Source organism: Azospira inquinata (assembly GCF_018905915.1).
GTDB classification, from domain to species: Bacteria; Pseudomonadota; Gammaproteobacteria; order Burkholderiales; family Rhodocyclaceae; genus Azospira; species Azospira inquinata.
The window spans coordinates 785,179-797,775 of the sequence record NZ_CP064782.1; the positions used below are offsets into that span (position 1 = coordinate 785,179).

At 62.8% G+C, this 12,597-nt stretch carries 18 protein-coding genes; 5 read left to right on the top strand and 13 right to left on the bottom strand.

Annotation, left to right across the window (positions count from 1 at the left end; translation table 11 throughout):
• The first annotated feature begins 8 nt into the window (after positions 1-8).
• Genes Azoinq_RS03445 through Azoinq_RS03455 form a run of 3 tightly spaced genes read left to right on the top strand, consistent with a single transcriptional unit; the run spans position 9 to position 2,744 of the window.
• A complete protein-coding gene (locus Azoinq_RS03445) occupies positions 9-1,127 on the top strand; it encodes a protein-glutamate methylesterase/protein-glutamine glutaminase (RefSeq protein ID WP_216126053.1) in 1,119 nt (372 codons plus the stop codon).
• Positions 1,128-1,141: 14 nt separating this feature from the next.
• Positions 1,142-1,750: a chemotaxis protein CheC gene (locus tag Azoinq_RS03450; RefSeq protein WP_232368543.1), complete on the top strand. Its 609-nt coding sequence runs from the start codon at positions 1,142-1,144 to the stop codon at positions 1,748-1,750.
• A 10-nt stretch (positions 1,751-1,760) separates the two neighbouring features.
• Positions 1,761-2,744 carry a GGDEF domain-containing protein gene (locus Azoinq_RS03455; RefSeq protein WP_216126052.1) on the top strand — a complete coding sequence of 328 codons (984 nt, stop codon included), beginning with the start codon at positions 1,761-1,763 and terminating at the stop codon, positions 2,742-2,744.
• A gap of 32 nt (positions 2,745-2,776) precedes the next feature.
• On the opposite strand, the gene Azoinq_RS03460 is transcribed toward Azoinq_RS03455, so the two are convergent.
• From Azoinq_RS03460 to Azoinq_RS03470, 3 genes are read right to left on the bottom strand one after another with little or no spacing between them, the layout of a single operon-like run.
• Positions 2,777-3,451 carry a DUF2238 domain-containing protein gene (locus Azoinq_RS03460; RefSeq protein WP_232368544.1) on the bottom strand — a complete coding sequence of 225 codons (675 nt, stop codon included), beginning with the start codon at positions 3,449-3,451 and terminating at the stop codon, positions 2,777-2,779.
• Positions 3,438-4,133: a fumarylacetoacetate hydrolase family protein gene (locus Azoinq_RS03465; protein ID WP_216126050.1), complete on the bottom strand. Its 696-nt coding sequence runs from the start codon at positions 4,131-4,133 to the stop codon at positions 3,438-3,440. Before Azoinq_RS03465 ends, Azoinq_RS03460 begins: the two co-directional genes overlap by 14 nt.
• A 9-nt stretch (positions 4,134-4,142) precedes the next feature.
• Positions 4,143-4,889: a Nif3-like dinuclear metal center hexameric protein gene (locus Azoinq_RS03470; RefSeq protein WP_216126048.1), complete on the bottom strand. Its 747-nt coding sequence runs from the start codon at positions 4,887-4,889 to the stop codon at positions 4,143-4,145.
• Positions 4,890-4,940: 51 nt separating this feature from the next.
• Between Azoinq_RS03470 and Azoinq_RS03475 the strand changes: the two genes are divergently transcribed.
• Entirely contained in the window at positions 4,941-6,137 is a 1,197-nt protein-coding gene (locus tag Azoinq_RS03475) for a Do family serine endopeptidase (protein ID WP_216126037.1), read from the top strand.
• Between the two features lie 17 nt (positions 6,138-6,154).
• Positions 6,155-6,976 (top strand): class II glutamine amidotransferase, encoded by an 822-nt coding sequence (locus Azoinq_RS03480; RefSeq protein WP_216126035.1) that lies wholly within the window; start codon positions 6,155-6,157, stop codon positions 6,974-6,976.
• Positions 6,977-7,088: 112 nt separating this feature from the next.
• On the opposite strand, the gene tatC is transcribed toward Azoinq_RS03480, so the two are convergent.
• The 10 genes from tatC to hisB are packed head-to-tail and all read right to left on the bottom strand — an operon-like array spanning position 7,089 to position 12,590.
• A complete protein-coding gene (gene tatC / locus Azoinq_RS03485; RefSeq protein ID WP_216126033.1) occupies positions 7,089-7,925 on the bottom strand; it encodes a twin-arginine translocase subunit TatC in 837 nt (278 codons plus the stop codon).
• Complete coding sequence (tatB, locus tag Azoinq_RS03490) at positions 7,922-8,425, bottom strand: Sec-independent protein translocase protein TatB (protein ID WP_216126032.1); 504 nt, start codon at positions 8,423-8,425, stop codon at positions 7,922-7,924. The genes tatC and tatB overlap by 4 nt, the downstream gene beginning before the upstream one ends.
• Before the next feature lie 43 nt (positions 8,426-8,468).
• Entirely contained in the window at positions 8,469-8,711 is a 243-nt protein-coding gene (gene tatA / locus Azoinq_RS03495; RefSeq protein ID WP_216126030.1) for a Sec-independent protein translocase subunit TatA, read from the bottom strand.
• Positions 8,712-8,721: 10 nt separating this feature from the next.
• Positions 8,722-9,072, bottom strand: coding sequence for a histidine triad nucleotide-binding protein (locus Azoinq_RS03500; protein WP_216126027.1), 351 nt, complete (start codon positions 9,070-9,072; stop codon positions 8,722-8,724).
• Complete coding sequence (locus tag Azoinq_RS03505; protein WP_216126025.1) at positions 9,069-9,392, bottom strand: phosphoribosyl-ATP diphosphatase; 324 nt, start codon at positions 9,390-9,392, stop codon at positions 9,069-9,071. The genes Azoinq_RS03500 and Azoinq_RS03505 overlap by 4 nt, the downstream gene beginning before the upstream one ends.
• The gene (gene hisI, locus Azoinq_RS03510) at positions 9,389-9,781 is read right to left on the bottom strand and encodes a phosphoribosyl-AMP cyclohydrolase (protein WP_216132239.1); all 393 of its coding nucleotides are present in this window, start codon (positions 9,779-9,781) and stop codon (positions 9,389-9,391) included. Before hisI ends, Azoinq_RS03505 begins: the two co-directional genes overlap by 4 nt.
• Positions 9,782-9,789: 8 nt before the next feature.
• The gene (gene hisF / locus Azoinq_RS03515) at positions 9,790-10,551 is read right to left on the bottom strand and encodes an imidazole glycerol phosphate synthase subunit HisF (protein WP_216126021.1); all 762 of its coding nucleotides are present in this window, start codon (positions 10,549-10,551) and stop codon (positions 9,790-9,792) included.
• 2 nt (positions 10,552-10,553) lie between these two features.
• Positions 10,554-11,309, bottom strand: coding sequence for a 1-(5-phosphoribosyl)-5-[(5-phosphoribosylamino)methylideneamino]imidazole-4-carboxamide isomerase (hisA, locus tag Azoinq_RS03520; RefSeq protein WP_216126013.1), 756 nt, complete (start codon positions 11,307-11,309; stop codon positions 10,554-10,556).
• A 43-nt stretch (positions 11,310-11,352) separates the two neighbouring features.
• On the bottom strand, positions 11,353-12,003 hold the full coding sequence (hisH, locus tag Azoinq_RS03525; protein ID WP_216126010.1) for an imidazole glycerol phosphate synthase subunit HisH: 651 nt from the start codon (positions 12,001-12,003) through the stop codon (positions 11,353-11,355).
• Positions 12,003-12,590 (bottom strand): imidazoleglycerol-phosphate dehydratase HisB, encoded by a 588-nt coding sequence (hisB, locus tag Azoinq_RS03530; RefSeq protein WP_216126001.1) that lies wholly within the window; start codon positions 12,588-12,590, stop codon positions 12,003-12,005. Before hisB ends, hisH begins: the two co-directional genes overlap by 1 nt.
• Between the last annotated feature and the right edge of the window lie 7 nt (positions 12,591-12,597).

Sequence of the window (12,597 nt, forward strand, 5' to 3'; positions counted from 1 at the left end):
CAACGACCATGACAGAAAAAATCAAAGTAATGATCGTGGACGACTCCGCCATCGTGCGCCAAGTCGTCGCCCAGGCCCTCAACGCCGACCCCGGCATCGAAGTCATCGGCGCCGCCTCCGACCCCCTTTTCGCCATGGAGCATATGAAGCGCCAATGGCCCAATGTTATCGTTTTGGACATTGAAATGCCCCGCATGGATGGACTCACCTTCCTGCGCAAAATCATGGCCGAGCATCCTACGCCGGTGGTGATCTGCTCCTCCCTGGCGGAAAGCGGCGCCCAAGCTTCCCTGAACGCCCTGGCCGCCGGCGCCGTATCCATCATCACCAAGCCCAAGGTGGGCCTGAAACGTTTTCTGGAAGACGCCAGTTCGGACGTGGTGGGAGCGGTGAAAGCCGCCGCCCACGCCAATGTGCGCCGTCTGGTAGCCACCCGGAGCAGTGGTGACGCCGTTCCCGCCCCCCGGGACCCCAGCCTCATCACCCGCCCCAAGCTTTCGGCGGATGCGGTCATTTCCGCCACCGGCCTGGGCAACGGGGCCTCCATGGTGCAGACCACGGAACGGATTGTGGCCATCGGCACCTCCACCGGCGGAACCCAGGCCCTGGAGGCGGTGCTCACCCGCCTGCCCGCCGTCAGCCCGGGTATCGTCATCGTCCAGCACATGCCGGAACGTTTTACCGCCATGTTCGCGGAGCGCCTCAATAACCTCTGCCAGATCGAAGTGCGGGAGGCCAAGAACGGGGATCGGGTGATGCCCGGTCGGGCCCTCATCGCCCCCGGAGGCAAGCATATGCTGCTCAACCGTAGTGGCGCCCAATACACGGTGGAAGTGGTGGACGGCCCCCTGGTGAACCGGCACCGCCCCTCCGTGGATGTACTGTTCCGCTCCTGTGCCAAATTTGCCGGCCGCAACGCCCTGGGCATTATCATGACCGGTATGGGGGACGACGGGGCCCGGGGGCTGAAAGAAATGGTGGATAGCGGCGCCGATACCATTGCGGAAGACGAATCCACCTGCATCGTCTTCGGTATGCCCAAGGAAGCCATCAAAATGGGGGCGGCCAAGCGGGTCATGCCCCTGGAGCGGATTCCGGAAGCCATTGTGGCCTCTTGCAAGCACTGACGGCCCCTGCAGCCATGATCGAAATCACCGAATTGCAACGGGACGCCCTGGTGGAGGCCTTCAACATCGGCATCGGCCAGGCCGCCGCCAGCCTGGCCGCCCTGGTTCAGGACGAGGTCAAGCTGTCCGTCCTGTCCCTGCAACTTCTGCCCCCGGAAGAAGCCTACCGGCGCTTCAGCTTCCAGGAAGAGCGGAAAATTTCTGCCGTCAGCCAGCGTTTCAGCGGCGCCTTCAATGCCCTGGGCTTTCTCATTTTTCCGGAAGACCAGGGTCTGGAAATCGTGCGCCGCATGGTGGGGGAAACCCTTTCCCTCCAGGAACTCACCGAACTGGAACGGGAGGCCATGAGCGAAATTGGCAACATTCTGCTCAATGCCTGCGTCGGCACCCTGGCCAACCTGTTCCAGTCCGAATTACAAAGCTCCCTGCCCACCTATCTGCTGGGCACTCCCGAAGAAGTGCTGAGTGAAAATCTGGGCAGCGAAGTGGTGCTCCTACTGCACCTCAATCTGACCCTGGAACAAAATCACACCCGGGGCTATGTGGCCTTCCTCCTCAACCTGGACGCGGTACATCAGCTGCTGGCCCAGGTGGACCGCTTCATCGCCCGCATCGGCAACTAAGGCAACACCCATGTTTTCCGAATACACCAATTCCCCCTCCTTCCTCCTAGAACTAACCCAGGTCGTCAACCTGGGTCTGGTCCTGGTGGATGGGGAAGAACGCATCGTGCTCTGGAACCGTTGGATGGAAGAGCGCTCCCAGCGCACCGCCGCCCAGGTGCTGGGCCAATCCCTCACCAGCCTGTTTCCCGACCTGCAAGGCAGCCGCCTGGAACACGCCATCCGCACCGCCCTGCAACAACACCTGCCCTCCGTCCTCTCCCAGTCCCTGAACCGCTCCCCCTTTCCCCTCTTCGACCCCATCCGGCGCCAGGGGGACCGTCTGGAGCAGGCCATTACGGTCCTGCCCCTGATCCGCAGCGACCAGGGCCATTGCCTGATCCAGATCCAGGACGTAACCGCCGCCGTGCACCGGGAACGGACCCTGCGGGAGCAGGCCCAGCAATTGCAGATGCTCTCCAGTACCGACGGTCTGACGGGGGTTCCCAACCGGCGCAGCTTTGACGACCGCTTTCAGGAGGAATTCCAGCGCTCCCTACGCAAGGGCACTTCCCTTTCCCTGCTCATGCTGGATATTGACCACTTCAAGCTCTACAACGACACCTACGGCCACCAGGTGGGGGACGCCTGCCTGATTGCCGTGGCCCATGTGCTGCGCAGCAGCCTGCAACGGGGGAGCGATTTCGTCGCCCGCTACGGCGGCGAGGAATTCGCCATGCTGCTGCCGGAGAGCGATCCGGAAGGGGCCGGGCACATCGCCCAGCGAGTGCTGGAGCGGGTCGCCGCCCTACGCATTCCCCAGGGGACGGGACGGGGCTTTTCCCAGGTCACGGTCAGCATCGGCATTGCCTCCCGGATTCCCCATCGGGGCGACACCCCGGAAGTTCTGCTCCAGGAAGCGGATCAGGCCCTCTACCAGGCAAAAGAACAGGGGCGAGCCCAGGCCAGCCTCTCCCCCGCCGCCGATGCCCCCGCCGGGGACAACCCGGCCTAGAAGGGGCAGCCGCTCCCTCGGCTACGGCCCCTTTAGCCCGCCTGAAGTTTCCCCGATTCCCGCCGGGCCAGGGCCCGGTCATGGACAGGCCCCAGCACCACCAGGGCCATGGCCGCCCCCATAAGGGCGGTAAACATGTCCCACTGGGTATCCCAGGGGTCTCCCTGGGTGGCCAGGAAATCATCCGCCTTCTGGCCCCAGGCCACTGCCGTCCACCACTCCAGTAATTCGTAGAAGGCGGAAAAAGCCAGGCAGACGCACAGCACCAGGAAATTACACCAGGCCTTTCCCCGCACCACCTGCCGCCGGAGCAGAATTTCCCGGGCCGCCAGGGCAGGCACGAACCCCTGCATGAAATGGCCGATCCGGTCATAGGGATTTCGGGACAGATGGAGCCAGTCCTGTATCCAGAAACCCAGGGGCACCCGGGCGTAGGTGCAGGCGCCGCCCCAGATCAGCACCAGGGCATGGAGACCGATAAAAAAATAGAGCAGGTGGGTAAGGGGAAAGGTGCGCCGGCTCAGGTAGAGCAGGGGGAAGACGATGAGCACCGGGAAGGTTTCCAGGAACCAGGTGGCCCGGTCATAGGGCCACAGGCCGGTCCCGACCCAGGCCAGCATTACCCCGGCAAACCACAGGCGCAAGGGGAGGGAAAGGACGGCGGGGCCGGGCGCCGCCCCTCCCCGGGCAGGGTTAGACCAGGACAAAATTCACTTCCCCCACGCCGTCGATGGTTCCCTGGAGCCGATCTCCCCGCAGCACGGTGGAAACCCCGGCGGGGGTTCCGGTAAAAATCAAATCCCCGGGGGCCAGACGCACATAGCGGGAGAGATTGGCGATAATTTCCCCCACTTTCCAGGTCATGTCCGCCATATCCCCGTCCTGCCGCAGCTCCCCGTTTACCTGGAGGCTCACCCGGCCCGAGGCGGGATGGCCACAGGTGGTCACCGGCATCACCGGGCTGATGGGGGCAGACAGGTCAAAGCCCTTGCCCATATCCCAAGGATGGCCTTTTTCCTTGGCCTGGGCCTGCAAGTCCCGGCGCGTCATGTCCAGACCCACGGCGTAGCCAAAGACACAGTCCAGGGCCGCCACCGGAGGAATCACCGCCCCTCCGGCCTTAAGGGCCACCACCAGCTCCACCTCATGCTGGAGCTTTTCCGTCAAAGGCGGATAGGTGACCCGGGCCGGTTCGGGCACCAGGGCGTCGGCAGGTTTGCTGAAGAAAAAGGGGGGCTCCCGGCCATCGGCCTGATCCAGGGCCCCCATTTCCCGGGCATGTTCCGCATAATTGCGCCCGACGCAATAAACCCGGCGGACGGGAAAGCGCCGGCTGTCGCCCACCACGGGCAGGCTCACCAGGGGCGGCGGGGTAAAGACATAATCCATGACCATCTCCTAGACGGGGTTGGGAATATCCACAAAACGGCAATCCAGGCCGCAGTGGGTTTGCAGATGGGTAGCCAGGGCCTGGATACCGAAGCGCTCCGTGGCATGGTGGCCGCAGGCCAGATAGGGAACGCCCGATTCCCGGGCCAGATGCACCGTCTGTTCGGAAACCTCTCCGGACAAATAGGCATCCGCGCCCCGCAGAATGGCGCCTTCGAAAAAGCCCTGGGCGCCTCCGGAACACCAGCCCAGGCGCTTCACCAGCCGCTCCCCGTCGCCGAAGAGCTGCACCGGCCGCCCCAGGCAGGTGGAGACCCGCTCCGCCAGGGTGGCGGCGTTGAGGGAAATGGGCAGATGCCCGAGCCAGCCCAGATCCTGGTCGCCAAAGCGGCCTTCCGCCGCCCAGCCACAGGCCTTGGCCCACTGGGCGTTGTTGCCCAGGACCGGGTGGGCATCCAGGGGCAGGTGATAGGCGAAGAGGTTGATATCCCGGCCCAACAGGGTCGCCAGGCGCTGCTTGCGAAAGCCCGTCACCCGACCATCTTCGCCCCGCCAGAACCAGCCATGGTGCACCAGCACCCCATCTGCCTCCTGGGCCACCGCCGCATCCAGCAAGGCCTGGCAGGCGGTCACCCCGCAAACCAGGCGCTGTATGGGTTCCCGGCCTTCCACTTGCAGGCCGTTTGGGCAATAATCCTTGAAACGGCCGGGTTCCAGAAGCTGATCCAGATAGGCCGCCAGTGCGTCTCTTTGCATTTTGTCCTCGATAAAGTGCCAAATCCTTCGAATTCCGGGTCCGCCACGCAGATGCGTAAACTTTGGCTGATTTTTGCACAATCCGTTACTGTCAGTCTCGCCCTGTTGTTCGTCATCACCACCCTGAAGCCGGAATGGCTGAATCAGGAGAGCGGCGGCACCATTTCCCTGCGTGAGGCGGTAATTCCCGGCGGCAGCCGCAATGCCCCGGATTCCTACCGGGAGGCGGTGCGCCATTCCCTGCCCTCGGTGGTGCATATTTACACCAGCAAGGCGGTGAAAACGCCCCGCCATCCCCTTTTTGACGACCCCATGTTCCGCCATTTCTTTGGCGACCGCTTTGACGGGGAAGCCCAGCGGGCCGCCGGTCTGGGCTCCGGGGTCATTGTCAGCCCGGAAGGCTACATCCTCACCAACTACCATGTGGTGGAGGCGGCGGATGACATTGAAGTGGCCCTGAACGACGGCCGCACCTTCAAGGCCGAGGTCATCGGCACGGACCCGGACACGGATCTGGCCGTGGTACGCATCCGCCCGGGCAAGATGCTGGCACCCAAGCTGCCCGCCATCACCTTCGGCCAAATGGACAATGTGAGCGTAGGGGACGTGGTCCTGGCCATCGGCAATCCCTTTGGCGTGGGCCAGACGGTGACCATGGGCATTGTCTCCGCCCTGGGCCGCTCCCACCTGGGTATCAACACCTTTGAAAACTTTATCCAGACCGACGCCGCCATTAATCCGGGCAATTCTGGCGGCGCCTTGGTGGATGCCCGGGGCAACCTGATCGGTATCAACACCGCCATCTATTCCCGTTCCGGCGGCTCCCTGGGGATCGGTTTTGCCATCCCCGTCTCCACGGCCAAGAACGTCATGGAACAGATCATCCGCTCCGGCACCGTGGTACGGGGTTGGATTGGGGTAGAAGCCCAGGAACTGACCCCGGATCTGGCCGATTCCTTCGGCCTCGCAGACAACCAGGGCGCCATTATCGCCGGCGTCCTGCGGGGCAGCCCGGCGGCAGGGGCGGGGATTAAACCGGGGGATATTCTCACCAAGGTGAACGGTCGGCCGGTAAAAGATCCCCAGGCCATGCTCGACCTGATCGCCAGCCTGCGCCCGGAAAGCGTGATTCCCTTTGAATTGCGCCGGGGCAAGCAGACCCTGGATCTGCCCGTCAAAGTGGGCAAGCGCCCCCCCATGCAGCGCCCTAAGGGCCAGGACGACGACGACCTGGACCCGGATCAATAAGCCCCAAGGAGTTTCCCATGTGCCAGTTGCTCGGCATGAATTGCAATGTGCCGACGGACATCTGCTTTTCCTTCACCGGCTTTCGCGCCCGGGGCGGGCTCACGGACGTGCATCGGGACGGCTGGGGCATCGCTTTTTTCGAAGGCCGGGGTGCCCGGCTGTTTCTTGATCCCCAGCCCTCCGCCCAATCCCCCATTGCGGAATTGGTGCACAACTACCCGATCCGCTCCCGCAACGTCATCGCCCACATCCGCAAGGCCACCCAGGGCCAGGTGTCCCTGGAAAATACCCATCCCTTCATGCGGGAGCTGTGGGGGCGCCATTGGATTTTCGCCCACAACGGCAATCTCCTGGATTTCGACCCGCCCCTGGACGGCCTCTACCTGCCCGTGGGCAACACGGATAGCGAACGGGCCTTCTGCTGGCTGCTCCAATCCTTGCGCCGCCGTTTTGGCCAGACCCCGCCCCCTCCGGAAGCCCTGTTCCAGGCCCTGTTAGAACTGACCCGGGAAGTGGGGCGCCATGGGGAATGTAATTACCTCCTATCCAATGGGGAGCGGCTCTTCGCCCACTGCTCCAACCAGCTCACCTACCTGATCCGCCAGGCCCCTTTCCGCAAGGCCCATTTAAAGGATCAGGATGTCACCGTGGATTTCGCCGACATCACCACCCCGGATGACCGGGTAGCAGTCATCGCCACCCAGCCCCTGACGGACGACGAACATTGGATCACCCTGCCCCCGGGCAGCCTGTGGTGGTTTGAAAACGGTCAGGTAATCAGTCACGGGGAAACGGTACCCGGACCGGTGAAAGGGGCTTGCAGACAAAACGGCGGGTAAGCAGAGGAAGAACCCGGCCGGGACATGAGGGCACCATCCACTCCCCCTGAATCTCCGGCATAAAAAAAGGCGCTCAAAGCGCCTTTTTTATGGGGAACCAAGCGCTCCGAACCTATTCGTCCTTACCCGCCTGACGCTCCCGGAGCTCGGCCTGGGCCGCTTCCATCTCCGCCGCGTTCAAGGCCTGCCAATCGCCCTCTTGGCCTTCCTGGGCCGGAGTAGCTGCGGGGGGCTGGGCGAAAAAGCGGGCCAGCAGCACCCCCAGTTCAAAGAGGAGCCACAGGGGCACCGCCAGCATCAACTGGGAGAGCACGTCCGGCGGCGTAAAAATGGCCCCCACTACGAAGGCTCCCACAATCACGTAGGGCCGCCATTCCTTGAGCTTGGCCACGGAGACCAGGCCGATGCGCACCAGCACAATGACAATCACCGGCACTTCAAAGGTGACGCCGAAGGCCATGAAGGTGGACAGGACAAAGGACAGGTATTTGTCGATGTCCGTCATCCAGGCCACTCCCTGGGGCGCCACCCGGGCCATGAAGCCGAAGACGGTGGGGAAAACCAGGAAATAGGCGAAGGACATGCCGGTGAAGAAAAGCACCACGGAAGCCACGATCAGGGGCGCCACCAGGCGCTTTTCGTGGGCATAGAGGCCGGGAGCCACAAAGGCCCAGGCCTGGTACAGCACGTAGGGCAAGGCGATGAGGAAGGCCACCATCAAGGCCACTTTGGTGGGCACCAGAAACACCCCCACCACGTCCGTAGCGATCATTTGCCCGCCCTTGGGCAGCACATGGAGCAGAGGTTCGGCCAGCAGGGCATAGAGGTCTTTGGCCCAGGGAAAGAGGCAGACAAAGACGATAAGGACGGCCAGCAAGGCGTGAATCAGCCGGTCCCGCAATTCCATCAAATGGGAAAGGAAGGACGCTTCCGGTTCAACTTCGCTCATGACTGGTGGTTCTTTTCAGGGGAGGGAGGGGGAACAAGGGGGGCAGGCTCGGGCACCGCAACCTGCCGGGGGGGCACGGGGATGGGCATGTCCCCTTCCCCCACCACCGCCGGAGTAGCAGCCCCAGGCAGGGCCTCCACCCGGGCGGGTTCTGCCGCGGGAGCCTGGGTCCCAGGCGCCGCCTCTCCGACCGTCGCCGCCGGGGGCTCTGCTGGCGGCGGGGCCACCAGTTCCTTAAGGGAAGCCTGGGTGGATTGGAGCTGGGAGGAAACCGCGTCCTGCAATTCCCGGGCCGATTCCTGGACCTGGGACTGGAGGCGTTTCAATTCCTCGATCTGCATTTCCCGGTTGATGTCCGCCTTCACGTCATTGACGTAGCGTTGCAACCGTCCCAGCAGATGGCCTGCCGTGCGGGCCACCCGGGGCAGGCGCTCCGGGCCGATAACGATGAGGGCCACCACGGCGATGACCACCAATTCGGAAAAACCAACGTCAAACATGGGATTCCAGACGAAAAAGGCTGGGGCCCAAGGCCCCCGCCTGTCAGCTGTTGGTCTTTTCCTTCACTTCTTTCACTTCGCCTTCAATGGTCTGACCGCTGTTACCGGTCAGCTGTTGGGACGGGGCGGCAGGCTTGGCCTCCTCCGTACCTTCCTTGAGGCCGTCCTTGAAGCCCTTCACCGCACCGCCCAGATCCTGGCCGATGTTGCGCAGCTTCTTGGTACCAAAAATCATCATGACGATGACCAGTACGATCAGCCAGTGCCAAATGCTCAATCCACCCATGTCGTTCTCCTTACAGTCGCTTCAGCATGGGCCCCACGGGCTCCGGGCCGCCCACGATGTGGGCGTGGAGATGGGGCACTTCCTGTTGGCCGATCCGGCCGGTGTTGATAATTACCCGAAAACCGTCCGGGCTGCCTTGTTCTTGGGCAATTTTATTGGCCACGGCCAGAATTTTACCCAACACCGGCACATCTTCCGGGGTCACATGGGCCAGGGAGGTGATGTGGCGCTTGGGAATCACCAGCACATGCAGGGGCCGCAGGGGATTGATGTCGTGGAAGGCGAGCACATCCTCGTCTTCATAGACCTTGCGGGAGGGAATGTCCCCCGCCGCGATTTTGCAGAAAAGGCAGTCGCTCATTTGGCGGTCCGGGAATTCTTTTCGTCAATGCCGGAAATGCCTTCCCGGCGACGCAGTTCCTGCAACACGTCCTCCATGGTCAGGCCGTAGAAGGCCAGTAGCACCATGGCGTGGTAGAGCACGTCGGTGGTTTCCCAGACGATGTGGAGGCGGTTGCCTTCCTTGCCCGCCATGATCAGCTCCGCCGATTCCTCGCCGATTTTTTTCAGGATGGAATCCGGGCCCTTGGCCATCAGCTGGGCGGTATAAGAGGTTTCCGGATCGGCGTTGCGGCGGGACAGCAGGGTCTCGGAAAGCCGTTGCAGGACGTCAATGTTCATCGGTAGATTTCCTTAGGGTCTTTCAAAACGGGATCCACGGCTTGCCAGCGTTCCCCGTCCAATACATTGAAAAAGCAGCTCTCCCGGCCCGTGTGGCAGGCGATGCCGCCCTCCTGGTCGATGCTAAGCAGGAGCACGTCCCCGTCGCAGTCGGTGCGTAATTCCCGCACCCGCTGGTAGTGGCCGGATTCCTCGCCCTTGCGCCAGAGGCGGCCCCGGGAACGGGACCAATACACCGCATTGCCGGTGCGCACCGTTTCTTCCAGGGATTCCCGGTTCATGTAGGCGAACATCAGCACCCGACCGCTTTCCCTGTCCTGGGCGATGGCGGGGATGAGGCCGTCCCGGTCCCAGTGCAGAGCATCCAGCCAGGGCAGAGCAGGGTTCAAATCCTGGCTCACAGGCGCACCTCTATGCCCTGATCCCGCAGATATTCCTTGGCCTGCCGCACCGTGTATTCACCGAAATGGAAAATGGAAGCGGCTAGCACCGCATCGGCGCCGCCCCGGGTCACCCCGTCGGCCAGATGCTGAAGATTGCCCACCCCACCGGAAGCGATTACGGGCAGACTCACCGCGTCGGAAACGGCCCGGGTCAGGGCCAGATCAAAACCGTTTTTGGTACCGTCCCGGTCCATGGAGGTAAGCAGGATTTCCCCCGCCCCCAGTTCCTGAACCTGGCGGGCCCAGGCCACCGCATCCAGGCCCGTATCCTTGCGCCCGCCGTGGGTAAAGACGTGCCACTGGCCGTCCCCCACCTGCTTGGCGTCGATGGCCACCACAATGCACTGGGAACCCACCTTGTCGGAGGCTTCTTTGACCAGGTCCGGGTTCTGTACGGCGGCGGTGTTCATGGACACCTTGTCCGCCCCCGCATTGAGCAGGCGGCGCACATCCGCCACGCTGCGTACCCCGCCCCCCACGGTGAGGGGGATGAAGACCTGGGAAGCGCAGGCTTCCACCACATGAAGAATGATGTCCCGCTGATCGGAACTGGCGGTAATGTCCAGGAAGGTGACTTCGTCCGCCCCCTGTTCATCGTAGCGGCGGGCGATTTCCACCGGATCCCCCGCGTCCCGCAGGGAAACGAAGTTAGTGCCCTTAACCACCCGTCCGGCGGTCACATCCAGACAGGGGATGATGCGTTTGGCCAGTCCCATGACTACTTGGCACCCTTGGCAACAGCCGCCTGATCGGCGGTGGCCTGGGCCGACTTGAAGTTTAGGGAGCCGTCGTAAATGGCCCGACCCGCAATGGTGCCCATAATGCCTTCGTCTTCCACGGCGCAGAGCTTGCGCACGTCGTCTTCGCTGGACAAGCCACCGGAGGCGATCACCGGAATGCGCAGGGCTTGGGCCAGACGTACCGTGGCGTCGATATTAATGCCGGACAACATACCGTCCCGGCCGATATCCGTATAAATCACGGATTCCACGCCGTAATCCTGGTACTTGCGAGCCAAATCCACCACGTCGTGGCCGGTGAGCTTGGACCAGCCGTCCACCGCCACCTTGCCGTCCTTGGCATCCAGGCCGACGATGATGTGGCCGGGAAAAGCAACGCAGGCGTCGTGGAGGAAACCGGGGTTTTTCACCGCCGCCGTACCGATAATGACGTAGCTGATGCCCCCGTCCAGGTAACGTTCGATGGTGTCCAGGTCCCGAATGCCGCCCCCCAGCTGTACGGGGATGTCATCCCCCACAGCCTTGACGATAGCCTTGATGGCCGCTTCGTTCTTGGGTTTACCGGCAAAGGCACCATTTAGGTCCACCAGATGGAGGCGGCGGGCGCCCTGTTCCAGCCAGTGGGCGGCCATGGCGCCCGGGTCTTCGGAAAAAACCGTGGCCTGGTCCATCACCCCTTGTTTCAGACGGACGCATTGGCCATCTTTCAGGTCAATCGCGGGAATGATCAGCATGGGAAATTTTCTTGCAGAAAAAGAAGAAGGAAAACGGGGGCAATCAGGGTTGCCAATGTAGGAAATTCTTCAGCAGGGCCAAGCCGTCCCGGGCACTCTTTTCCGGGTGGAACTGGACCGCAAAGATATTATCTTGGGCCACCGCACAGGTAAAGGGCAGGCCGTACTCCGTACGCCCCACAATAATGCCATTGTTCTTAGGCTCCACATAGTAGCTGTGCACAAAATAAAAACGGGCCTGATCCCCAATCCCCTGCCACAGGGGATGGGTGGCGCCGGCCGGAGCCATCTGGGCCACCTGATTCCAGCCCATATGAGGCACTTTCAGGCGTTGACCGGCGGCATCCGTCATTCCCTCCAGGGGAAAACGTTTCACCTGCCCCGCCAGCACCCCCAAGCCGGGCACATCCCCTTCCTCGCTATGCTGGAAGAGCATTTGCAGGCCGATACAGATGCCCAAGAAAGGCTTGTCCCGGGCGGCTTGCAGCACCGCCGGTCGCAGCCCCCGAGCATCCAGTTCAGCCATGCAGTCAGGCATGGCGCCCTGGCCGGGAAACACCACCCGGTCAGCGGCCGCCACCTGGGCCGGGTCGGCGGTCACCACCACTTCCCGGCCATCGGCCACCTGCACCAGGGCCTGCCAGACGGAGCGCAAATTGCCCATGCCATAGTCGATAACGGCAATCTTGCCCATTACAGCGCTCCCTTGGTGGAGGGCACCACCCCGGCGGCCCGGGGATCCGCTTCCACCGCCATGCGCAGGGCTCGGCCAAAGGCCTTGAACACCGTTTCGCACTGGTGGTGAGCGTTGTCGCCCCGCAGGTTATCCACGTGCAGGGTGATAAAGGCGTGATTTACCAGGCCTTGGAAAAATTCATGGACCAGTTCCGTGTCCAGATCCCCCAGGCGGGCCCGCTGAAAGTCCACATGGAATTCCAGACCGGGGCGACCGGACAAATCCACCACCACCCGGGAGAGGGCTTCATCCAGGGGCACGTAGGCGTGGCCGTAACGGCGTACCCCTTTCTTGTCACCCAGGGCTTGGGCGAGCGCCTGACCGAGGGCAATACCGATGTCTTCCACCGTGTGGTGGCCATCCACCTGCAAGTCCCCCTTAGCCTCCACCTGCAAATCCACCAGGCCGTGGCGGGCAATCTGGTCCAGCATGTGGTCGAGGAAGGGAATACCGGAGGCCAGCCGGGCCTGACCGGTGCCATCCAGATCAAGGCGGACCGTGATCTGGGTTTCCAGGGTGTTACGGGTAATTTCGGCTTGCCGCATGGGAGTT